Origin of the sequence: Cryobacterium breve (assembly GCF_004402375.1) — a bacterium.
In the GTDB taxonomy this organism is placed as follows: Bacteria; Actinomycetota; Actinomycetes; order Actinomycetales; family Microbacteriaceae; genus Cryobacterium; species Cryobacterium breve.
This window is the reverse complement of the sequence record NZ_SOGJ01000011.1, coordinates 70,562-92,140: the sequence shown is the minus strand read 5'-3', so window position 1 is coordinate 92,140 and position 21,579 is coordinate 70,562. Positions and strand designations below refer to the sequence as shown.

The 21,579-nt window shown below is 68.1% G+C and carries 17 protein-coding genes; 10 read left to right on the top strand and 7 right to left on the bottom strand.

What is annotated here, in order from left to right; all coding sequences use genetic code 11:
• Positions 1-167: 167 nt before the first annotated feature.
• Complete coding sequence (locus tag E3O65_RS03565) at positions 168-1,730, bottom strand: PucR family transcriptional regulator (RefSeq protein ID WP_134362376.1); 1,563 nt, start codon at positions 1,728-1,730, stop codon at positions 168-170.
• A 144-nt stretch (positions 1,731-1,874) separates the two neighbouring features.
• On the opposite strand from E3O65_RS03565, the gene gabT reads away from it, so the two are divergent.
• The 4 genes from gabT (at position 1,875) to E3O65_RS03545 (ending at position 7,529) form a co-directional block, all read left to right on the top strand.
• Positions 1,875-3,236, top strand: coding sequence for a 4-aminobutyrate--2-oxoglutarate transaminase (gene gabT / locus E3O65_RS03560; protein WP_134362375.1), 1,362 nt, complete (start codon positions 1,875-1,877; stop codon positions 3,234-3,236).
• Complete coding sequence (locus E3O65_RS03555) at positions 3,233-4,573, top strand: Glu/Leu/Phe/Val family dehydrogenase (RefSeq protein ID WP_134362374.1); 1,341 nt, start codon at positions 3,233-3,235, stop codon at positions 4,571-4,573. The genes gabT and E3O65_RS03555 overlap by 4 nt, the downstream gene beginning before the upstream one ends.
• An 83-nt stretch (positions 4,574-4,656) precedes the next feature.
• Positions 4,657-6,117, top strand: a complete 1,461-nt coding sequence (locus E3O65_RS03550) for an NAD-dependent succinate-semialdehyde dehydrogenase (RefSeq protein WP_422386398.1) — start codon at positions 4,657-4,659, stop codon at positions 6,115-6,117.
• A 41-nt stretch (positions 6,118-6,158) separates the two neighbouring features.
• Positions 6,159-7,529, top strand: a complete 1,371-nt coding sequence (locus E3O65_RS03545; protein ID WP_134362373.1) for a flavin monoamine oxidase family protein — start codon at positions 6,159-6,161, stop codon at positions 7,527-7,529.
• Positions 7,530-7,656: 127 nt separating this feature from the next.
• On the opposite strand, the gene E3O65_RS03540 is transcribed toward E3O65_RS03545, so the two are convergent.
• From E3O65_RS03540 to pepN, 3 genes are all read right to left on the bottom strand, one after another.
• A complete protein-coding gene (locus tag E3O65_RS03540; RefSeq protein ID WP_134362372.1) occupies positions 7,657-8,130 on the bottom strand; it encodes a globin in 474 nt (157 codons plus the stop codon).
• The gene (locus tag E3O65_RS03535; RefSeq protein WP_134362371.1) at positions 8,123-9,355 is read right to left on the bottom strand and encodes a mechanosensitive ion channel family protein; all 1,233 of its coding nucleotides are present in this window, start codon (positions 9,353-9,355) and stop codon (positions 8,123-8,125) included. Before E3O65_RS03535 ends, E3O65_RS03540 begins: the two co-directional genes overlap by 8 nt.
• 108 nt (positions 9,356-9,463) lie before the next feature.
• The gene (gene pepN / locus E3O65_RS03530; protein WP_134362370.1) at positions 9,464-12,007 is read right to left on the bottom strand and encodes an aminopeptidase N; all 2,544 of its coding nucleotides are present in this window, start codon (positions 12,005-12,007) and stop codon (positions 9,464-9,466) included.
• A 148-nt stretch (positions 12,008-12,155) separates the two neighbouring features.
• Between pepN and E3O65_RS03525 the strand changes: the two genes are divergently transcribed.
• Complete coding sequence (locus tag E3O65_RS03525; protein WP_134362369.1) at positions 12,156-12,953, top strand: GNAT family N-acetyltransferase; 798 nt, start codon at positions 12,156-12,158, stop codon at positions 12,951-12,953.
• Between the two features lie 163 nt (positions 12,954-13,116).
• Here the strand turns inward: E3O65_RS03525 and E3O65_RS03520 are convergent, their stop codons facing one another.
• Complete coding sequence (locus E3O65_RS03520; RefSeq protein ID WP_134362368.1) at positions 13,117-14,619, bottom strand: SDR family NAD(P)-dependent oxidoreductase; 1,503 nt, start codon at positions 14,617-14,619, stop codon at positions 13,117-13,119.
• A gap of 111 nt (positions 14,620-14,730) precedes the next feature.
• Positions 14,731-16,329, bottom strand: a complete 1,599-nt coding sequence (locus E3O65_RS03515) for an MFS transporter (RefSeq protein ID WP_134362367.1) — start codon at positions 16,327-16,329, stop codon at positions 14,731-14,733.
• A 186-nt stretch (positions 16,330-16,515) separates the two neighbouring features.
• On the opposite strand from E3O65_RS03515, the gene E3O65_RS03510 reads away from it, so the two are divergent.
• Positions 16,516-17,118, top strand: coding sequence for a mycothiol-dependent nitroreductase Rv2466c family protein (locus E3O65_RS03510; protein ID WP_134362366.1), 603 nt, complete (start codon positions 16,516-16,518; stop codon positions 17,116-17,118).
• A 114-nt stretch (positions 17,119-17,232) separates the two neighbouring features.
• On the opposite strand, the gene E3O65_RS03505 is transcribed toward E3O65_RS03510, so the two are convergent.
• Entirely contained in the window at positions 17,233-17,664 is a 432-nt protein-coding gene (locus E3O65_RS03505) for a hypothetical protein (RefSeq protein ID WP_134362365.1), read from the bottom strand.
• Between the two features lie 195 nt (positions 17,665-17,859).
• Here E3O65_RS03505 and E3O65_RS03500 point away from each other — a divergent pair, with 195 nt between their 5' ends.
• The 4 genes from E3O65_RS03500 to E3O65_RS03485 all read left to right on the top strand — a co-directional run bounded on the left by E3O65_RS03500 (position 17,860) and on the right by E3O65_RS03485 (position 21,557).
• Positions 17,860-18,348 carry a ribose-5-phosphate isomerase gene (locus E3O65_RS03500; protein WP_134362364.1) on the top strand — a complete coding sequence of 163 codons (489 nt, stop codon included), beginning with the start codon at positions 17,860-17,862 and terminating at the stop codon, positions 18,346-18,348.
• 2 nt (positions 18,349-18,350) lie between these two features.
• Positions 18,351-19,334, top strand: a complete 984-nt coding sequence (locus E3O65_RS03495) for an Fpg/Nei family DNA glycosylase (protein WP_134362363.1) — start codon at positions 18,351-18,353, stop codon at positions 19,332-19,334.
• Between the two features lie 61 nt (positions 19,335-19,395).
• Positions 19,396-20,034, top strand: coding sequence for an FMN-binding negative transcriptional regulator (locus E3O65_RS03490; protein WP_134362362.1), 639 nt, complete (start codon positions 19,396-19,398; stop codon positions 20,032-20,034).
• Positions 20,031-21,557 (top strand): amidohydrolase, encoded by a 1,527-nt coding sequence (locus tag E3O65_RS03485; RefSeq protein ID WP_134362361.1) that lies wholly within the window; start codon positions 20,031-20,033, stop codon positions 21,555-21,557. The genes E3O65_RS03490 and E3O65_RS03485 overlap by 4 nt, the downstream gene beginning before the upstream one ends.
• Positions 21,558-21,579: the final 22 nt, after the last annotated feature.

Genomic DNA, 21,579 nt, shown 5'->3' with positions numbered 1-21,579 from the left:
ACCACATGCGGCGACGATGTCGCTGTTTGACCTCGGATCCAATGATCGGCAGTCCGTAGGACGGGATGCCCTGACACCGCACGGGCGATTCCTGTATTTTCGGTCGCCTGAACTCAGGCGGAACGGTCGCACGGCCGATGAACCCGAGACGGGAAAATGCATCCGGGCTAGCCGGAGGCCAACAGCGCCGCCCACAGGTCGGCGCGCGCGTGGAACGTAGCGAGGTCGCGGCCGAGAAGCTGCTCGGCGTGGCCGATCCGGGCGCGCACGGTGTGGCGGTGCACGGCGAGTTCGGCCGCGGCGGGGCCGAACTGTCCGTTGTTTTCGAGCCACACCCGCAGGGTCGTGAGCAGCGCCGTGCCGTGCGCGGCATCATGGTCGGACAGCGGGCGCAGCGTGGCGCGGCCGACCTCCGAGGCATCCGTTCGGGCTAGGAAAGCGAGCACACCCTGGCGGGAGATGACCTCGAACTCGACCATGCCGGCTGCGCCCTCACGGGCGCGCTCGAGCGCTTGGCGGGCCTGCGCCACCGCGTGCGGCAGCGTGCGGTAGTCGCTCCGGTCGGAGACGCCCACGTGCAGGCCGAAGCTCACCAGATCGTCGAGAAGCGGCCCGGCGGCCACGTCGACGATGAGCAGGATGTGGCGGCCCTCACGGGCGAAAAAGAGGTGTCCCGGCCTTTCTTCGACCCGCAGTTCGAGCAGCTCGGCGAGGGCGTCCAGACGTTCCGGCGGCGGAGCCACGACCGCGACCCGCACCGGCTCGACCGGAAGGGTACCCCAGAGTTCACCGGACACGCTCTGCACGAGCGCCCGGTCGCCGCCGATCAGCGCCTGCAACAGCCCCGACCGCAAGTGCCCGCGGGCACGATCCAGGGCACTGTTCTGCTCAAGGGCGAGCCCGGCCAAGGCGATGACGCTGGTCACCACCTGCTGGCCGGCCTGGTCGAGCTCGGGGCCGCCGCCGAGGGCCAGCACGCCGCGCAGCTGGTCCCGCCGCCCGAGCGTCTGAAGCGTCAGGGTCTCGCCGCCGTCGTCGAGCGCGGTGCCCGCCCGGTGGCCGCGGCGGAGCAGCCGGCCGGCCTCCGCCTGCACCCGGGGCAGGGTGGGGGAGGCGTCGGTGCCGGAGAACGCGTCGCGGGGGAAGACCCGGTCGAGAGCTCCGCTCGCGTCGAAGAGCCCGACCCAGCGGCCCAGCTGACGGGACAGCTCGCTCAGGATGTTGCTGAGGCCGTCCGGCCGCAGCGCGGCGTGCGAGATGGCCCGCTGTGCCTCGAGCGCCCACGTGTTGCGGGCGTAGCGCAACTCCGCGACCAGGTCACCGGCCGAGCGCGCGACCGCGATGAACGGAGTGTCGTATGGCACCTCTACCAGGGGCAGCCCCGCGGTGAGGCAGGCCGCCACGAGAGCGTCCGGCGTTCCGGCGCGCACGACTTCAGTGCCGAAGCCGAGGCAGGTGATGCCGCGTTCCGTGAGTCGATGCACATAGTCGCGGTAGTAGGCATCCGTAGTCGACTCGGCGAACTGGGTACCCGTGGTGAGCAGCACCTGGCTGGCGGAGAGGAACGGCGTTGGATCGGCCAGATCGGAGCTGTGCACCCACTCCACCGGCTGGTCGAGGGCGTGTGCGGTCAGTTCGGGCTCGGCCGTGATCAGCCGCAGGTGGAGGCCGGGCTGGGACAGCAGGCGGCGCAGGGTGGGCAGGAGCGGTGGGGCCAGGGTCGAAGCCATGGCCTGAGTGTACAAGATGGCGAAAGATGCCCGCTGTGATGTACACGGTGTCGGATGCTGTGGATCACGGCCCCGCGTAGCCTTCTGAAATTGGCACCGGTGCCGGCCCCCCTTGCCGATACACAGGCCAGAACTGGAGCAGCCATGACCCTCATAGACGTCCTTCCCCTCACCCCGGTCGGCGGACCGTCCCTTCCCCAGGAGCGCCGCCTCGTCAGCGCCATTCCCGGCCCGAAGTCCCAGGAACTCAGCCGTCGCAAGAATGCGTCCGTCTCGGCCGGAGTGGGCGTCACGCTCCCGGCCTACATCGTCGCGGCGGGTGGCGGTGTGCTCATCGACGTCGACGGCAACTCCCTGATCGACCTGGGCAGCGGGATTGCCGTGACCGGCATCGGCAACAGCGCCCCCGAGGTCGTCGCGGCCGTTGCCGCCCAGCTCGCCCAGTTCACGCACACCTGCTTCACCGTGACGCCCTACGACTCCTACATCGAGGTGGCGGAGACACTCAACCGGCTCACCCCGGGCGACCACGCCAAGCGCAGCGCCCTGTTCAACTCCGGCGCAGAGGCCGTGGAGAACGCCGTCAAAATCGCCCGCCACTACACCGGTAAGCAGGCTGTCGTGGCCTTCGATCACGCCTACCACGGCCGCACCACGCTGACCATGGGGCTGACCGCGAAGAACCAGCCCTATAAGAACGGCTTCGGCCCCTTCGCCGCGGAAATCTACCGCGCCCCCATGTCCTACCCCTACCGCGACGCCGGTCTCGACGGGGCCGCCGCCGCCGGGCGGGCCATCTCCCAGATCGAGAAGCAGATCGGAGCCGACAACCTGGCCGCCCTGATCATCGAGCCGATCCAGGGCGAGGGCGGCTTCATCGTGCCCGCACCCGGCTTCCTGCCCGCACTGGTGGCCTGGTGCCGCGCCAACGAGGTCGTCTTCATCGCCGACGAGGTGCAGACCGGCTTCGCCCGCACCGGCGACATGTTCGCCAGCAACCACGAGGGCATCGTGCCCGACCTGATGGTCATGGCCAAGGGCATCGCCGGCGGTCTTCCGCTGTCCGCCGTCACCGGCCGCGCGGAGATCATGGACGCGCCCCAGGTTGGCGGCATCGGCGGCACCTACGGCGGCAACCCGCTCGCCTGCGCGGCGGCCCTGGCCACCATGCGCAGCTACGAGACCGAGGACCTGGCCCTGCGTGCCCGCGAAATCGGCGCCATCCTGACCGGGCGGCTGAACGCCATCCGTGCCGTCGACAAGCGCGTGGGAGATGTGCGGGGCCGTGGTGCCATGATCGCCGTCGAACTGATCGACCCTGGGACCGGCGACCCGGATGCCGCCCTCACCGGCCGTGTCGTGGCCGCCGCCCATGCCCAGGGCGTCGTGCTGCTCACCTGCGGAACCTACGGCAACGTGATCCGCTTCCTGCCGCCGCTGAGCATCCCCGACGACCTCCTCATCGAGGGCCTGCAGGTTCTGGGCAGCGTCCTCGCCGCCGCATGAGCCTCCTCGACATCGCCACTGCCGCGACGACACTGGACATCCGCCCCATCGCCGGCACGCTGACCGACGCGACGGCGACCCCGTTGGCGACCCCGTTGGCGACCCCGTTGGAGGATGCCCGCTCGCAGCTGGGCGCCGCCATCGGCGTGCTCGGCTACAGTTCGGGCCTGCACTCCCTGCTCGCGACTCCGCGCCGCGAGCTCACGGTGGCTGTGCCGCTTCGACGCGACGACGGCAGCACATGCCTGTTCACCGGCTATCGGGTTCAGCACAACCTGTCCCGCGGCCCGGCCAAGGGCGGGCTCCGCTACAGCCCCCACGTCACGCTCGACGAGGTGCGGGCCCTCGCGATGTGGATGACCTGGAAGTGCGCCCTGCTCGACGTGCCCTACGGCGGGGCCAAGGGCGGGGTCACGATCGACCCGCGGCTTTTCTCGCAAGCCGAACTGGAGCGCGTCACGCGACGTTACACGAGCGAGATCCTGCCGATCATCGGCCCGGAGAAGGACATCCCGGCTCCCGATATGGGCACCGACGAGCGCACCATGGCCTGGATCATGGACACCTACTCGGTCAATGTGGGGTATACCGTGCCCGGAATCGTGACCGGAAAGCCGATCAGCCTCGGGGGCTCGCACGGCCGGGCCAGTGCCACTTCGCGGGGTGTGACCCACATTGCGCTCGCGGCGCTGACGCATCGCGGAATCCGGGTGCACGGGGCCACCGCCGCCGTGCAGGGCTTCGGCAAGGTCGGTCACGATGCCGCAGTGTTCCTCACGGATGCCGGCGTGCGCGTGGTGGCCGTCAGCGACCAGTATGGCGCGGTCTACAACGCGCGGGGGCTCGACTTCGACCGCCTCGGCGCGCACGTGGCGGCCACCGGGCGCGTCGTCGGATTCGACGGGGCTGAACCGCTCGGCGGCGACCTGCTGCTCGAACTCGACGTGGACCTGCTGGTGCCGGCCGCCGTCGAGGGAGTGCTGCACGCCGGCAATGCCGCCCGGGTCACGGCCCGCGTCATCGTCGAAGGAGCCAACGGGCCCACCTCGCCCGCCGCTGACGCTGTATTCGCAGCGAACGGGCAGCTCGTCGTGCCCGATATTCTCGCCAATGCCGGCGGCGTCATCGTGTCCTATTTCGAGTGGGTTCAGGGCAATCAGGCATACTGGTGGAATGCCGCGGAGGTCGAGCAGAAGCTCGCCGAGCGGATGCTGGCCGCCTGGCATCAGGTCGTCGACTACGCGGCCGCCAGGGACCTGTCCCTGCGTGCCGCGGCAACAGTGCTCGCCGTCGAACGGGTGGCGGAAGCACACCTGCTGCGCGGCTTGTACCCCTGAGCGGCACCACCGCAGCACCCGCACGGACCAACTGGGAGATCCGCACTGCCCAACTCCCGCATCGCATCGGAAAGAGACTCATCGTGACCACTCGTGAAACCGAACTGCTCGCCCGCGTCCCGGACGGCCTCTACATCAACGGCACCTGGCAGCAGGGCGGCGGCGCCGCCATCGAGGTCACCGACCCGGCGACCGGTGCCGTGCTCAAGCGCATCGCGAACGCGGATGCCGCCGACGGCATCCGCGCGCTGGATGCGGCCGTCGAGGCTGCGGAGTCGTGGGCGGCCACCGCGCCGCGGGCACGCGCCGAGATCCTGCGCCGGGCATTCGACCTGTTGCAGGAGCGCCGCGAGGATTTCGCACTGCTGATGACCATGGAGATGGGCAAACCCCTGGCCGAGGCCAACGGTGAGGTCACCTACGGCGGAGAGTTCCTCCGCTGGTTCAGCGAAGAGGCCGTGCGTGTCAGCGGACGCTACGGGCAGAACCCCGAGGGAACCGGCACCATGGTGGTCTCCCAACGGCCGGTCGGGCCATGCCTGCTGATCACGCCGTGGAACTTCCCGCTCGCGATGGCCACCCGCAAGATCGCCCCGGCACTTGCCGCAGGCTGCACGGTTGTCGTCAAGCCCGCCGAGCTCACCCCGCTGACCACACTCTTCTTCGTGCAGCTGCTCGAAGACGCCGGGGTGCCGGCCGGCGTCGTCAACGTGATCACGACGTCGACGTCCTCCGCCGTCGCCGGGCCGATCATCGCCGACCCGCGTCTGCGGAAGCTCAGCTTCACGGGGTCGACTCAGGTTGGCCGCAAGCTCATCCAGCAGGCCGCCGAGGGTGTGCTGCGCACCTCGATGGAGCTCGGCGGCAACGCCCCGTTCGTCGTCTTCGAGGACGCCGATCTGGACAAGGCCGTGGAGGGCGCGATGCTCGCCAAGTTCCGCAACATCGGCCAGGCCTGCACCGCGGCGAACCGCTTCATCGTGCACGAGTCCGTCGCCGCCGAATTCGCCCGCCGCATCACCGAGCGCGTCGGCGCGCTGAAGATGGGCCGCGGCACCGAAACCGGCGTCACCATCGGCCCGCTTGTGAGCGAGGCCGCCGTCGCCGGCACCGACGCGCTCGTGCAGGACGCGCTCGCCCATGGTGCCACCTTGCTCGCCGGCGGCAAGCGCCCCGACGGCCCGGGATCGTTCTATGAGCCCACCGTGCTGACGGGTGTGGCGCCGGCCAGCGCCATCCTGACCGAGGAGATCTTCGGCCCGGTCGTCGGCATCGTGACGTTCACCGACGAGGCCGAGGCCGTGCACTTGGCCAACTCCACCGAATACGGGCTGATCAGCTACGTCTTCACCCGGGACCTGGCCCGCGGGCAGCGGATGATCGACAAGCTCGAAACCGGAATGATGGGGTTGAACACGGGCCTGGTCTCCAACGCGGCCGCACCGTTCGGCGGTGTCAAGCAGTCCGGTCTGGGCCGTGAGGGTGGGCTCGAAGGCATCCAAGAGTACCTGTCGACCAAGTACACGCTCATCCCGGTTTCCTGACCGGCCGCACCGCCAATTCCCCCAACCACCAGCAGAACACAATGGAGCACTCCGTGAGCATCATCGAACGTGACATCGTCATCATCGGCGCCGGGGCCTCGGGCCTCACAGCCGCGACCGAGCTCCGGAAGGCCGGCCTGACTGTGGCCGTGCTCGAAGCGCGCGACCGGGTCGGCGGACGGCTGCACACCGACGAGATCGACGGCGCCATGCTCGAGATCGGCGGCCAGTGGGTGTCTCCCGACCAGGACGCGCTCAAGGAGACGATCGCCGAGCTCGGCCTTGAGACCTTCGCACGGTATCGCGAGGGCGAGAGCGTGTACATCAACGCGGCGGGGGAGCGCACCCGGTTCGAGGGTGAGATCTTCCCGGTCTCGGCCGAGACGGAGCGCGAGATGGTGGCCCTGATCGCCACCCTCGACGCGCTCGTGGCACAGATGGACCCCGACCGTCCCTGGGCGCACCCGCACGCCGTGGAGCTCGACCAGATCTCGTTCCGGCACTGGCTGGAACAGGAGACCGACGACCAAGAGGCCAGGGACAACATCAGCCTGTTCATCGCCGGGGCCATGCTCACCAAGCCCGCCCACGCTTTCTCCACCCTGCAGGCCGTGCTGATGGCAGCCAGCGCGGGCAGCTTCAGCAACCTGGTCGACGCCGACTTCATCCTCGACGAGCGGGTCGTGGGCGGGCTGCAGCGGGTACCAATCCTGCTCGCCGAGAACCTTGGCGACGATGTTTTCCTTGGCCAGGCCGTGCGCACCGTGCGTTGTGACGCCGCAGGCGTGCGCGTGCTCACCGACGACCTCGAGGTGCGCGCCCGCCGCGTGATCGTGGCCGTGCCGCCCGTGCTGTACACCCGGATCTCATTCGAACCGCCGTTGCCGCGGCGCCAACAGATGATGCACCAGCACCTGTCGATGGGCTTCGTGATCAAGGTGCACGCCGTCTACGAGACCCCGTTCTGGCGCGAGGACGGCCTCTCCGGCACGGCCTTCAGCCCCTACGAGCTCTCCCACGAGGCATACGACAACACCAACTTCGGCGATGCGCGCGGCACCCTGGTCGGCTTCGTCTCCGACGAGGCAGCCGACGGCGTGTTCACCGTGTCGGACGAGGAGCGCAAGCAGCGCATCCTCACGTCGCTCTCGCACTACTTCGGCGAGAAGGCGCTATCGCCCGTCGTCTACTACGAGAGCGACTGGGGTACCGAGGAATGGACTCGCGGCGCCTACGCGGCGAGTTTCGACCTCGGCGGGCTGGCCCGCTTCGGAGCGGACCTGCGCACTCCGGTCGGCCCGATTTTCTTCTCCTGCAGCGACCTCGCCGGAAAGGGCTACCAGCACGTCGACGGGGCCATTCGGATGGGACGCGAGACGGCAGCGGAGATCGTGGCCGGGCTCGACTCCTAGGACCTGCACCGCGGCATCCGTCGTCATGGCCGCGGAGCAGTTCGCCGTCGTGGCGCAGGTTGTGGAAGCGGGCGCACGTTAGACCGTGCGCCCGCTTCCACACGGTATGCCGCGAGCGGGTCTGCTGTTAGTCGTCGAAGGTGTTGAGCATCGCGAAGGCCGCTCGCTCGAGGTAGTCCCAGAGCTGGTCGTGTTGCAGTGGTGGCAGCCCGGCCTGGTCGACGGCGGCGCGCATGTGGAGCAACCAGCGGTCGCGCGCATCCGGGTTCACCTTGAACGGCTGGTGCCGCTGGCGCAGGCGCGGGTGGCCGCGCTGCTCGCTGTAGACGCCCGGGCCGCCCCAGTACTGCTCTAGGAACATGGTCAAACGTTCGGCGGCCGGGCCCAGGTCCTGCTCGGGGTACATCGGTTTCAACACCGGGTCGGTGGCGACACCGCGGTAGAACTCGTTCACAAGCTCCACGAAGAACGGCCGCCCGCCGACCTGCTCGTAGAACGTGGCGCCGATCGCGGCGCCGTTCTCGCCGTCGCGGAGGTGGACCGAGCTGGGCGCGGCCGTGGTGGGGTTGCCAGGCCGGGGAGTGGTGGCGTCATCAGTCATCGTGGACCTCCGGATCCGGTGCCGTGTGCGTCGGAGCCTCGGTTTTGGGCGTCGAAGCCTTGGCTGGCTGCGTCTTGAGGGGAGCGGACTTGGGCGTGGTTGCTGGGGCAGTGAGGGTCGCGGGCTGCTCCGGTGCCGAGGGAGGCAGGGCGATGCCTGAGTTCTTGGTCCGGCGAGGAGCTCGGGGAGCCTTGTTCTTCCGCACCGGGATGGGTGAGAGGAACGGAGCCGTTTCGGGATCCGGCATGGCGGCGGCGGCCTCTGCGGCGGCATCGGGAGTTTCCTCGGACCCCGGGGCGGAAGCGGCGGTCACCGTGCCATCCGTGCCGGCCATGACCACGCTGTTGAGCGGGGTGAGCCCGATGCCCAGCCCGTCGAGCGCCTTCTTGAGGTGCAGGCGCAGGTCGCGGGCGAAGTCCCACTTGGCCGCCACGCGGGTCTTGACGACGAGACGCACCACGAGGGCCTCCGCGGAGATCGACTCCAGCCCCCAGATCTCGGGCTTTTCCAGGATGACGGAACGCCATTTGCGGCTCGAGGCGAGCGCCTTCGCCACGCGCAGCAGCTCGTTCTGCACGGCCTCCACGTCGGACGCATACGGGATGGCGAGGTCGATGATCACACGGGCCCAGCCCTGGGACATGTTGCCCACGCGCAGGATCTCGCCGTTGCGCACGAACCACAAGGTGCCGTCGACGTCACGCACCTGTGTGACCCGGATGCCGACGGTCTCGACGACGCCGGAGGCAAAGCCAACGTCAACGACGTCGCCCACGCCGATCTGATCCTCCACGACCATGAACAGGCCGTTCAGAATGTCCTTGACGATGTTCTGCGCGCCGAAACCGAGCCCGGCGCCGAGCGCAGCTGTCAGCAGGGCGAAGGAACCGAGGATCTCGCTGTTGGCGGTGTTCACGATCAAGAGGATCGTGACGATCAGGAGCGTCACGTTGATGATGTTCGAGAGCACCGAGCCCAGCGTGCGGGTGCGTTGCACCACGCGCACGGCGGCCAGAGGTGAGACGCTCAGCGCCTGCGTGTCCTCGACGTTCTGGGTCTTCTTCACGCCCGTCACGATCTGCTGCACCACGCGATCGATCACGAAGCGCAACACCCACCGGATCACCAGCGCGCCAACGATGATGGCCACGATGTTAATCACCTTGAGCCACAGGATGATGGAGAAGAAGTTGGTCAGTTCAAGCCAGATTGCGTCGAAGTCCATAACGAGACGAGTCTACAGAGGCGCGCCCTGTCCAAAGTCTGAGGGCCCTGCCGCGGTGGTTCGGCAGGGCCCTCAGATGGTTCAGGTGGTTCGGATGCCGCGGCGCGGTTACTCCGCGTCGCGCGCCTGGGCGGCGAGGGCGCGTTCGACCCCGGCCAGGTTCTCGATCACCAGGCGGCGCAGCGCGAGGGGCTCCGGGTTGGTGTCAAGCCAGGTGTGCGTCGCCGTGACGAGCGACTGGTTCGCGAGCGGGGCCGGGTACAGGCCGAGCACCAGCTTCTCCGCGATCGAGAAGCTGCGCGCGTCCCAGACTGTCTGCAGCATGGCGAAGTACTGGTCGACGAACGGTTCCAGCAGCGTGGTGTCGTTGGCGCGCAGGAAACCGGCGGCCGTGACCCGCACGATGGTGTTCGGTGCGGTGTCCACGTCGATCAGCGACGACCAGGCCGCCTGCTTGCCTGCCGGGGTGGGGATGGCGGCTCGGGCCTGCGCGGCCGACTGCGCCCCGGTCGCGGTGTTGTCCGCGGCGTGGGCTGCGTCGATCTCGGCCGCTCCGGCCTTGCCTCCGGCGACCAGGGCGATGAGGAGCTCCCAGGCCAGGTCGGTGTCGATCTCAAGGCCGTCGAGCGGTCCGGAGCCGTCAAGTAGCGCGGCGACGGATGCCAGCTGGCTGTCGGTGGACGTGATGGCGGCGAAGAACTTCACGAACTGGAACTGGGCGTCGCTGCCGGCTTCGGCGTGCCGGGCGAGGGACCAGAGCGCGTCCCCGACGTCCTTGACCGTCGCGGTACGGACCTCCTCGGCGACGTAGTAGCCGGCGGCGAGCACAACCTGACCGAGCACGGTGCGCAGCGTGGTCGACTCGGTCTCCGTCGCCACGTTGCCGAGCACGAGCGTGATGAAGTCGCGTGCCGCTGTCTCGGCGTCGCGCGTGGCATCCCAGACCGAGCCCCAGATGATGGCGCGGGCGAGGGGGCTCTCGATCGCGGAGAGGTTCTCGAGGGCCACCTCCTGCGACGCGGGGTCGAGGCGGATCTTGGCGTAGGCCAGATCATCGTCGTTGAGCAGAACGAGGTCGGGACGCCGGCGGCCGAGCAGCGACGGGACATCCGTCTGCTCGCCGTCGACGTCGATCTCGACCCGGTGCGTGCGCACCAGGGCGCCGTCAGCCAGGTCGTAGAAGCCGATGGCCAGACGGTGGGGCCGGATGGTGGGGTACTCAGCGGCGGCGCTCTGCAGCACCGTGAAGCCCGTGATGATGCCGGAATCGTCGACGGCGATCTCGGGGCGCAGGGTGTTGACGCCCGCGGTCTCGAGCCACAGCTTTGTCCATTCGGTGAGGTCGCGACCGCTGGAGGCTTCGAGTTCGACCATCAGATCGTTGAGTTCGGTGTTACCCCACTGGTGCTTTTGGAAATACGCGGCAACGCCGGTGAAGAACTCGTCGCGGCCGACCCAGGCCACGAGCTGCTTGAGAACGGAGCCGCCCTTGGCGTAGGTGATGCCGTCGAAGTTGACCTGCACGTCTTCGAGGTCGTTGATCGTGGCAGTGATCGGGTGGGTCGAGGGCAGCTGGTCCTGCTTGTAGGCCCAGCTCTTCTCCATCACGGCGAAAGTGGTCCACGCTTCGGTCCACTCGGTGGCCTCGGCGGTGGCCATGGTCGACGCCCACTCGGCGAACGACTCGTTCAGCCACAGGTCGTTCCACCACTTCATGGTGACCAGGTCGCCGAACCACATGTGCGCCAACTCGTGCAGCACGGTGACGACGCGGCGTTCCTTGATGGCGTCCGTGACCTTGGAGCGGAACACGTAGGTTTCCGTGAAGGTGACCGCACCGGCGTTCTCCATGGCGCCCGCGTTGAACTCCGGCACGAACATCTGGTCGTACTTGTCGAACGGGTACGGGTAGTTGAACTTGCCCTCGAAGTACTCGAAGCCCTGACGGGTCTTCTCGAACAGGTAGTCCGCGTCGAGGTATTCGAACAGGCTCTTGCGGCAGAAGAGGCCGAGCGGAATGACGCGCCCGTCGCTGGAGGTCAACTCGCTCCGTACAACGGCGTACGGACCGGCGACAAGGGCCGTGATGTAGCTGGAGATGGTGTGCGTGGGGGCGAACGTCCAGGTCTTGGATTCGTTGCCGGCATCCGTCGGCTCGGGCGTGGCGGAGTTGGAGATGACCTCCCAGGCGCCGGGCGCGGTGACCGTGAAGGCGAACGTGGCCTTGAGGTCAGGCTGCTCGAACACGGCGAAGACGCGACGGGAGTCGGGCACTTCAAACTGGCTGTAGAGGTAGACCTCGTTGTCGACCGGGTCGACGAAGCGATGCAGGCCCTCGCCGGTGTTCGTATATTCGGCGTCGGCTACGACGGTGAGCGTGTTCTCGGCGGCGAGCCCGTCGAGCTGAATCCGGATGCCGTCACTGACGACTGCGGGGTCGAGCGCGGCGCCGTTGAGAGTCACCGAGTGCACGCTGCGGGTGATCGCGTCGATGAAGGTCGACGCCCCGGGCGTCGCGGTGAAGTGCACCGTGGTCTCGCTGCCGAACGTTTCCGGACCGGTCGTGAGGTCAAGCGTGACCTCGTAGCTCGCAACGGTGATGAGCGCGGCGCGCTCCTGGGCTTCGATCCTGGTGAGGTTTTCTCCGGGCAACGGTTTCTCCATCTCGGTTTAGCGGTGTGCGCGCATGCTGACGCTCGTGACGCAGCGCACGGATAACCAGCCTAGCCAAGGAATTTGGTGTTCGCATGAGGGCATCCATCGGCATGCGGGCAGGGCCGTCGGCATAGGGTGAACCTCAATGACGAACCTCGAACTGCTCCGTGACGCCTACGACGCTCAGCTTCGGCTGTGGATGCCGGCCGATCGGGCCATGGGCATCCACTATGACCAGCAGGGCACGGTGTTACGCGTGTCGGGACGGAACCAGGGCTTCATCGAAACAGCCCGAGACGTGGGCGTGACCGGTGCCGCGCTGGACGCCCTGATCCGGCAGCACCGCAATTTTTTCGCGGCCCGCGGCGAGGCTGTGGAGTGGAAGACCCGCGGCCACGACCTGCCGGCCGATCTGCCGGTCCGCCTGGTCGCGGCCGGGTTCGTGCCCGCGGAGTTGGAGACGGTCGTCGTCGTCGAGACCGAACGTGTGGAGGCGGAGCCTGTGCTCCCGGCCGGCGTCCAGGTGCGGCAGGTCCATACTCGATCCGATTTTGAGCGAATCGCCGCTCTCCAGACCCAGGTCTGGAATTCGGACTATTCCTGGCTGGCCGGTCAGCTCGAGACCAGCGTGCGCGATGCCCCGCAGGACGTGCTCGTGTTCGTCGCGGAGGCCGATGGTCAGGTCGTCTCGTCGTGCCGGCTCGAGTTCACCCCGGGAACTGATTTCGCGGGGCTCTGGGGTGGATCGACCCTGGCCGCTTGGCGGGGCCGAGGCATCTACCGGGCATTGGTGGCCCACCGCGCCCGGCGGGCGCACGAGCGTCGAGTGCGCTACCTGCAGGTGGACGCCTCCGTCGACAGCAAACCGATCCTGCTGCGTCTGGGCTTCCAGGCCCTGACCACGACGACCCCGTACATCTGGATGCCGCCGACTGTCGGCTGAGCCGCCCAGGCGGCGCCGATCCCGTTCCCGGCGGCATTCGCTGGCCGGGACTGCGTTGCCCGAACCAATTCGACGGAGATATTGCCCGGATTGGGCCAAAAGCGGGCGCCCGGGTGCGAATACCCGAAAATCTCCGTCGAATTCGTCAGGGGGGCTTGCGGGGTCACCAGGTGCCGGGCTTGTAATCCTTCAGGAAGACTCCGCAGAGGTCCTCGCCGGCCTCGCCGCGCACGATCGGGTCGTAGACCCGCGCCGCGCCGTCGACCAGGTCGAGCGGCGCGTGGAAACCCTCCTCGGCGAGACGGATCTTGGTGGGGTGAGGCCGCTCATCCGTGATCCAACCGGTGTCGACGCTGGTCATCAGGATGCCGTCGGACAGCATCTCCTTCGCGCTGGTGCGAGTGAGCATGTTCAGTGCGGCCTTGGCCATGTTCGTGTGCGGGTGGCCGGGGCCCTTGTAGCCGCGGCCAAACACGCCCTCCATCGCAGACACGTTCACGATGTAGGTGCGGCGGGCCTCGGATGCCGCGAGTGAGGAACGCAGACGGCTCACCAGCAGGAAGGGGGCCGTGGTGTTGCAGAGCTGCACCTCGAGCATCTCCAGCGGGTCGACGTCTTGCACATTCGCAGTCCAGCTGTTTTCGTCGTGCAGGTCGGGCACGAGCCCGCCGGCGTCGATTGCGGTGCCTGCGGCGAGGCGCTCGAGCGACGAGGAGCCCGGCGCGAGGGCCAGCGCGGTCAGGTCGTCGGCGGTGAGCGCGGCTGTCGCGCCGGCCGCCGCGGCCAGGATCGGGTGACTGGTGACGGATGCCGCGAGCGCGGTGGGGTGCGCGTCGCTGGTGTGCCCGAACGTGACGATCTCTGGGAAGGTGCCCTCCGGCAGCGGCGACTGCTCGGCCTCGACCAGCATCGAGTAGGAGCCGGGGGAGCGGCGCACGGTCTGGGCGGCGTTGTTGATCAGGATGTCCAGTGGTCCGGCCGCGGCGACGGAGTCGGCCAGTCCGATCACCTGGGCCGGGTCGCGCAGGTCGATTCCGACGATGCGCAGGCGGTGCAGCCAATCGGCCGAGTCGGGCATGGCGCTGAAACGGCGAACCGCGTCGCGCGGGAACCGGGTGGTGATGGTGGTGTGGGCGCCGTCACGCAGCAGTCGCAGGGCGATGTACATGCCGATTTTGGCGCGGCCGCCCGTGAGCAGGGCGCGCCTGCCGGTCAGATCAGTGCGGGCATCCCGTTTCTCGTGGCTCATAGCGGCGCAGGCGGGGCAGAGCTGATGGTAGAAGGCGTCCACGAGGGTGTACTTCTGCTTGCAGATATAGCAGGCCCGCGGCACGAGCAGCTCGCCCGCCGACGCCCGGTCGGTGCCGAGGCGCAGCTGGGCGCCGATGGTCTCGTCGTCGATGCGGGTGGGCGCTCCTGTCGCGGTCGCGGCGATGACCTCGCGGTCGGCATCCGCTATCGCCTGGCGCTTCTCACCTCGGCGCACCATCTTCACCGACTTGAACATCTTGGCGGTGGCCTGCCGCACGGTGACGAAGTCAGGGTCTTCGGGGTCGATCTCGCTGAGCGAGGCAAGCACGCGTAGCGCAATGGCCATCTCGGCGGGGTCGATGCCCGCGGCGGACTCCACCCCGGGAACGGGCTCGGTCGAAGGCGTCGTGATCATCGGACAAGTCTACGATCCTCTTCCCGACCACCTGTTGCCCGAGCGGGCGACTGTTGCCGACAGGGCGGCAGCAGACGCCCGTTCGGGCGGCACATGGTGGAAAGGGTGTGGCTAAACCCTCAGCGTCTCCGGCTCGGGAGAGGACTTCGGCTCAGTCTCCGCCATCAGCGACGACAGGTCCAGCGACGAGGTCGGCGGCTCGTACGTGTCGTCGAACGGCATGTCGTCCGTGTCCAGGGTGGGGTTGTCGTCCTGGGTGGCGACGAGCTCCCGGGCTTCGAATACCGTGTCCACGCTGGGCATGGAGCCGCGCAGCGGACGCCCGGCAGACTCGCGCAGGAAGAAGATCGCGATGGCACCGATGACGGATGTTCCCATCAGGTAGTACGCCGGCATCATGTCGTTGTCTGTCGTGACGATCAGTGCGTCGATGATGAACGGCGTCGTGCCGCCGAAGATGGCCACCGAGAAGTTGTACGCGATGCCCATGGCTCCATAGCGGCTCTCGGTCGGGAACAGCGCCGGCAGGGCCGAGGCGAGGTTGGCTACGTAGAACGTGACGGGCAGGGCGATCAGGGCCAGGCCGAGCAACGTTGTCCAGATCTCTCCGACGCCGATCAGCATGAAGGCGGGGATCGAGAGTGCCACGGCAGTGGCCGAACCCATCCAGAGCACGGGACGGCGACCGATCTTGTCCGACAGGCGACCGGCCAGCGGGATGCAGAGAGCCATGATGACGAGGATCGGAATGGTCAGCAGCGTGCCGTGCAGCTCGTCGTAGCCCTTCGTGGCCGTGAGGTAGGTGGGCATATAGGAGGTGAGCGCGTAGCCGAGCGAGTTTGCCGCTGCCACCAGGATCATGGCCACCACGATGCCGCGCCAATGGGCCTTGACGATGCTGACCGGGCCGTTGGACGCGGTGGATTCGTCACTGAACGAGGGGTCGGCTGAGGCAAGCTCCTTGGCGTCCAGGGTGGCCTGGAAGGTGGGGGATTCCTCGATCTTCAGACGGAACCAGATAGCAATCAAGCCGAGCGGTCCGGCGATCAGGAACGGGATGCGCCAGCCCCAGTCTTCCATCACGGGCTGCCCGAGGGTGACCTGGAGGATGGAGACGAGTGCGGCGCCGATGGCGAAGCCGAGGTAGCTGCCCATGTCGAGCAGGCTGGCGAAGAAGCCGCGGTGCTTGTCTGGCGAATGCTCGCTGACAAAGGTGGTCGCACCGGCGTACTCGCCGCCGGTGGAGAAGCCCTGCACGAGTTTGGTGAAGACCAGCAGTGCGGCGGCGAGCATGCCCACTTGGGCGTAGCCGGGCAACAATCCCACGGCGAAAGTGGATGCTGCCATGAGCATCAAGGTCATCGACAACACCTTCTGACGGCCGATCTTGTCTCCGAGCCAGCCGAAGAAGACACCTCCCAGTGGGCGGGCTATGAAGGTCGCGGCGAAGGTGCCGAGCATGAAGAGCGTCTGCACGGTCGGATCGGATTCGGGCAGGAAGACCGGGCCCATGGTCGTGATCAAGTAACCGAACACGCCGACGTCGTACCATTCCATCGTGTTTCCGACGATGGTTCCGCCGAGAGCTTTCTTCAGTCTCGACTGGTCGACCACGTTCACGTGGGACACCTTTAACCGGCGCTGCAGGAGCGGATTCTTGGTCTTCACCGCGGTGCCGGCGGCGCCGGAATGGGAGCTTGTTCTGGGCATTGGAGCTTCTTCCGTGGAGATCGTGTTGCTGCGAAAAAAAGAGGCCCGCTTTCGGGCATAACGAACGATTTTAGCCGAAAATGGGCAACAACCAGACATTTTGCTGGGGATACCCACTCTGGACAGGGGTTTACGTGGGGCCTCCATAAGCGCTTTCCCAGCGGGGAGAGACATAGGCTGGTTCACATGGCTGACTCTGTGAAGTTCTGGTTCGACCCCTCCTGCCCCTGGGCCTGGATGACCTCCCGCTGGGTGGATGAGGTTGCGGAACTGCGAGGTTTCGACGTCGAGTGGAAGGTGATGAGCCTCGCCGTCCTGAACGAGGACCAGGATGTGTCCGAGGAGCACCGTGCGTTCTTCCCCAGGGCCCTCAAGTACACCCGACTGGTGGCTGCCGCACAGGAACTGCACGGTCAGAAAACGGTCAAGGCGCTCTACGACGCCCTCGGCGCTCGGATTCACCCTGGTGGCAGCATCAACCCCGACGAGGTCATTCCCGCCGCTCTCGCCGAGGTGAGCCTGCCGGCTTCCTTCGCCGCATGGGCCGACAGCGACCACTACGACGGGCAGATGCGTGCTAGCCACTTCGACGGTATGAAACGGGTCGGCCAGGATGTCGGCACCCCCGTCATCGCCGTGAACGACGTGGCGTTCTTCGGACCGGTAGTGTCTCCGGCCCCCAAGGGCGACACAGCACTCGCGCTCTGGGACGGTGTCGTCGCCGTGGCCGGCTACGACGGGTTCTTCGAGATGAAGCGGACGCGCACTGTGGGCCCCCTCTTCGACTAGCGCCCCCGATCGCCGGGAGGTGTGGCCCCACCGCGGCGGGCGGTCGACGCGCTGGGACGACCGCCCCCTATCGCCTTGAACGGCTGGCTGTACCGGGGCTTTTAGCCCCCGGAATCAGTCCACGCACGTCTGCGTGGTGATGGCGACGCCCGATCCGGTCGGCCCGCCGCCGTAGACATAGTAGAAGCGCATTCTTTCGTCGCCGGGGCAGAGCCCACCCGTGACGACGGTCGTCGTGACCAGGGGTGCGACGAATGAGGAAGTCAGGCACAGGGCCATTCCTGCACCACAAACGAGTGTGACGGCGGCCCCGATGCCGCCGCGCTGGATGCCGAGCTGCTCAGTGTGGCTGAACTCCATGTACATGCGTCCGCCGGCTGTGGTCCCGACATCCATCGTTTTCACGGGCCCGCCGACGACATGTCGGGCGATGGAGGCCTCGGCCGGTGGAGCGGGGACTGCCTGTGCGGCTCCCGTTCCGGTGACGGCGAACGTGGCGGCGAGGAGGACGGTTGCCAACGCGGTGATGGGTTCGGTGAGTCTCAAGAGTCACTTCCGTTTCGTATGGATTCGTCGGTTGCGCATGAAGATTCGGTCTCGTATCCGGCCGAGCCTAGACGGGCACCACAACGTGCGTCACGTAGTCACTTCGGGGGACACCGGGAAACCCGCGGAATCGGAGTACCCCCGCCCCGGAACACGAGCGAACCAGAGGCGCGGCCGAGTAAATAGAATCGGTGCATGCGCATTCACATCGCCACTGACCATGCCGGACTCGATTTCAGTCACCAGCTGGCCACGCACCTCACCCAGGCCGGCCACGAGGTCGTGGACCACGGACCGGAGGTCTACGACGCCCTCGACGATTACCCCGCTTTCTGCATCCGGGCGGCCGAGGCCGTCGTGGCCGACCTGGCCCTCGGCGTCGACGCGCTCGGCGTCGTGTTCGGCGGCTCGGGCAATGGCGAGCAGATGGCGGCGAACAAGGTGAAGGGCGTGCGCGCCGCGCTGGTCTGGAGTCTCAGCACCGCCAAGCTCGCGCGCGAGCACAACGACGCGAACGTCATCTCGATCGGTGCCCGGCAGCACACCATCGAAGACGCCATCGAGTTCATCGACGCCTTCATCGCCGAGCCGTTCCCCGGCGATGAGCGCCACTGCCGCCGCATCCTGCAGTTGGCGGAGTACGAGACGCACCGCACCATCAACGGCACGCGTCTCGCCGACTGACTGTGCCTGAGGGTCATTCCGTTCACCGCATTGCGCGCCAGTTCGCCCGCAACTTCGTGGGCAAACGCATTCGGCTGTCATCGCCGCAGGGTCGATTCGTGGACGGCGCGAAGATGCTCGACGGCCACACCATGACGGATGCCCGTGCCGTCGGCAAGCAGATGTTCCTGGAGTTCGACAACGGCCTCTGGTTGCGCGTGCACCTGGGGCTCTACGGGGCCTGGGACTTCGCCGGGGATATCCATGCCAGCGGCACGGACGCCGCCATCAGAGGTCGCCGGCGACGGAACGTCGGGCCGGCCGCCGCCGCCGTCACGCTCGACCTGGCAGGGGAAGACTCTCTGCAGAGCATCGGCGCGCCCCGCCTGACCCGGCTGAGGATGGCGGAAGACGAGCAGGTCAGCGTCGGCGCCGTCGGGTTCCCGCCCGAACCCGTCGGCCAGGTGCGGGTGCGCCTGCTCGCCGGCGACGTCGTGGCGGACCTGCGCGGTCCCACGGCCTGCGTGGTGCTCGACCCCCAGGAGGTGCAGGTGGCCATGGACCGCCTCGGCCCCGACCCGCTGCTCGACGACAGCCGCGCCGCCGAGGACCGCTTCGTCACGGTAGTGCGGAAGAAACCCACCCCGATCGCACGTTTGCTGATGGACCAGTTGGTGGTCAGCGGCATCGGCAACGTGTACCGGGCCGAGCTTTTGTTTCGCGCGGGGCTGAATCCCCACGCGCCCGGCAGGTCGCTCAGCGACGAACAGGCCCGGGCGCTCTGGAAGGACTGGGCGCACCTGCTGAAAATCGGCGTTGCGACCGGGCAGATGATGACCAGGGACGGCCTCAGCGACGCGGCCTACGGGCGCGCCCTGCGCAGACGGGCCGACCGGCACTGGGTCTACAAGCGGGAGGGTCTGCCCTGCCGGGTCTGCGGCACCCACATCGCCCTCGAGGAGATGGCCGCCCGCAAGCTGTATTGGTGCCCGAAATGCCAGTCCTGAGCCGATGTGACCCGATCCGATCCGACTTGACCTGAGCCCCACAGCAGAGAACGGGAACCCGATGAGACACACCCCCAGTTTCGCCCTCGACGATCCGGCCGAGATCCGCCGTCTCATTCGGGACAACCCGTGGGCCACGCTGATCAGTCACACCGAGTCGGGCCTGGTGGCCTCGCACTACCCCGTGATCCTCGACGAGGAGGCCGACGAGGCAGACGGTGTGGTGCTGGTCAGCCACGTCGGACGACCCGACGAGGTCCTGCACGAGCTCGGCCGGCACGAACTGCTGGTGATCATCCAGGGCCCCCACGGTTACATCTCGCCCGGCTGGTATGACGCCGCGCCCGCCGTTCCCACCTGGAACTTCGTCACAGCGCATCTGCACGGCACGCCCGAGCTGCTCAGCGACGCGGAAAACCTCCGGGTGCTGGATCGCCTGGTCGACCACTTCGAGGAACGGATGCCCGAGCCGCGCCGCCTGTTCGGCACCGAGGCGAACGCCGCCTACGCCGCCCGCATCGTGGCCGGCACGGTCGGCTTCCGGCTCACGGTGAGCCGCTTCACCGCCAAGAGCAAGCTCAGCCAGAACAAGCCGGCCGAAACCGTGGCGCGCATCCTGGGCGAACTCGACGGCGACGGGCCCTATGCCAGCCCGGCACTTGCGGCCGAAATGCGCCGGGTGCACGGAGGCGACCGGTGAGCACGGCCACGCCTGCGCCGGCCACGAGACCAGCGCGCACTCCGGCAACCGCGGCGGCGGCGCTCGTGTTGCGGAACGCGCGGCTGCCGGGCAGCGACGAGAGCGTCGACACACTGATCGTCGACGGCCGGGTGCACCGACTCGGGTACCTCGGCGAGGCGACTGCGGGCATCCGTTCGGTCGATCTGGACGGTCGTTGGCTGATCCCCGGCCTGTGGGACAACCACGTGCACTTCAGCCAGTGGGCGCAGACCGCACAGCGGCTGGATCTGTTCGGTGCGGGCAGCGCCGCAGCCGTGGCGGCTCTCGTCGCCGGGCGGGCGCCGAGCGTGGGCCAGGGGGAGACCCTGGTCGGATTCGGGTTTCGCGACGGTCTGTGGCCGGATGCCCCGAGCCGTGCCCTCCTGGACGCCGCCGCCGGCACCGTCCCGGCCGTGCTGATCAGCGGTGACCTGCACGCCTGCTGGCTCAACTCGGCCGCGCTCGCCCGGCACGGTCACCCAGAGCACCCCACCGGACTGCTGCGCGAAGAGGACTGCTTCGCCGTGGTGCGGGCGCTCGCCGAGGTGCCGGACGAGGTGATGGACGAATGGGCCGACGCTGCCGCCCAGGCCGCGGCATCCCGCGGGGTGGTCGGCATTGTGGAGATGGAGATGGACTGGAACCTCGGCACCTGGCTGCGGCGAATGCGGGGCGGCACAGACTCGCTGCGGGTGGAGTTCGGCATCTACACCCAGCACCTGGAGCGTGCCATCGCCCTCGGGCTGCGGAGCGGGGCCGGAATAGACGGCACCGGCGGGCTTCTCACTGTGGGACCCTACAAGGTGATCACCGACGGGTCACTCAACACACGCACCGCGTATTGCGTCGACGAGTATCCGGGCCTGGAGGGCCGGCCCGGATCCCGGGGGCTGCTCACGGTGCCGCCGGAGGAGCTGCTCGCCCATGTCGGCCGGGCCGTGGGCGCCGGCATCCGCCCCGCAGTGCACGCCATCGGTGACCACGCGAATGCGCTCGCCCTCGACGCCTTCGAACGGCTCGGCTGCACGGGCAGTATCGAACATGCGCAGCTGCTCGCGCCGGAGGACGTCGCCCGCTTCGCCCGGCTCGGTGTGGTGGCGAGCGTGCAGCCCGAGCACGCCCTCGACGACCGGGACGTCGCCGACCGTTACTGGGCTGGACGCACCGACCGGGCTTTCGTGCTGAAGAGCCTGCTGGACGCGGGGGTCACGCTCGCCCTCGGGTCCGACGCCCCCGTCGCTCCGCTGGACCCGTGGGTGGGCATCGCGGCCGCCGTCGGGCGCACGCGCGACAGCCGGGAACCGTGGCACGCCGAGCAGGCCGTGTCGCGGCAGGCAGCGCTCGCCGCATCCGCCCGCGGCCGGCACCGGGTTCTGGTCGGGGACGTCGCCGACCTCGCGGTCTGCGAGATCGACCCGTTCGTCGCCTCCGTGCCCGATCTGCGACGGATGCCCGTGGCCGCCACCCTGCTCGCCGGCCGCTTCACCCACACCACCCTCTGATCTGGGGGGTTTACCCCCGATG

Bases quoted from the DNA above. Each gene is read 5' to 3' on its own strand.
- E3O65_RS03515 (WP_134362367.1), bottom strand. From the start codon at position 16,329: ATGCCCAGAACAAGCTCCCATTCCGGCGCCGCCGGCACCGCGGTGAAG.
- E3O65_RS03490 (WP_134362362.1), top strand. From the start codon at position 19,396: ATGAGACACACCCCCAGTTTCGCCCTCGACGATCCGGCCGAGATCCGC.
- E3O65_RS03500 (WP_134362364.1), top strand. From the start codon at position 17,860: ATGCGCATTCACATCGCCACTGACCATGCCGGACTCGATTTCAGTCAC.
- E3O65_RS03540 (WP_134362372.1), bottom strand. From the start codon at position 8,130: ATGACTGATGACGCCACCACTCCCCGGCCTGGCAACCCCACCACGGCC.
- E3O65_RS03535 (WP_134362371.1), bottom strand. From the start codon at position 9,355: ATGGACTTCGACGCAATCTGGCTTGAACTGACCAACTTCTTCTCCATC.
- E3O65_RS03545 (WP_134362373.1), top strand. From the start codon at position 6,159: ATGGAGCACTCCGTGAGCATCATCGAACGTGACATCGTCATCATCGGC.
- E3O65_RS03555 (WP_134362374.1), top strand. From the start codon at position 3,233: ATGAGCCTCCTCGACATCGCCACTGCCGCGACGACACTGGACATCCGC.
- E3O65_RS03565 (WP_134362376.1), bottom strand. From the start codon at position 1,730: ATGGCTTCGACCCTGGCCCCACCGCTCCTGCCCACCCTGCGCCGCCTG.
- E3O65_RS03525 (WP_134362369.1), top strand. From the start codon at position 12,156: ATGACGAACCTCGAACTGCTCCGTGACGCCTACGACGCTCAGCTTCGG.
- E3O65_RS03510 (WP_134362366.1), top strand. From the start codon at position 16,516: ATGGCTGACTCTGTGAAGTTCTGGTTCGACCCCTCCTGCCCCTGGGCC.
- E3O65_RS03520 (WP_134362368.1), bottom strand. From the start codon at position 14,619: ATGATCACGACGCCTTCGACCGAGCCCGTTCCCGGGGTGGAGTCCGCC.
- gabT (WP_134362375.1), top strand. From the start codon at position 1,875: ATGACCCTCATAGACGTCCTTCCCCTCACCCCGGTCGGCGGACCGTCC.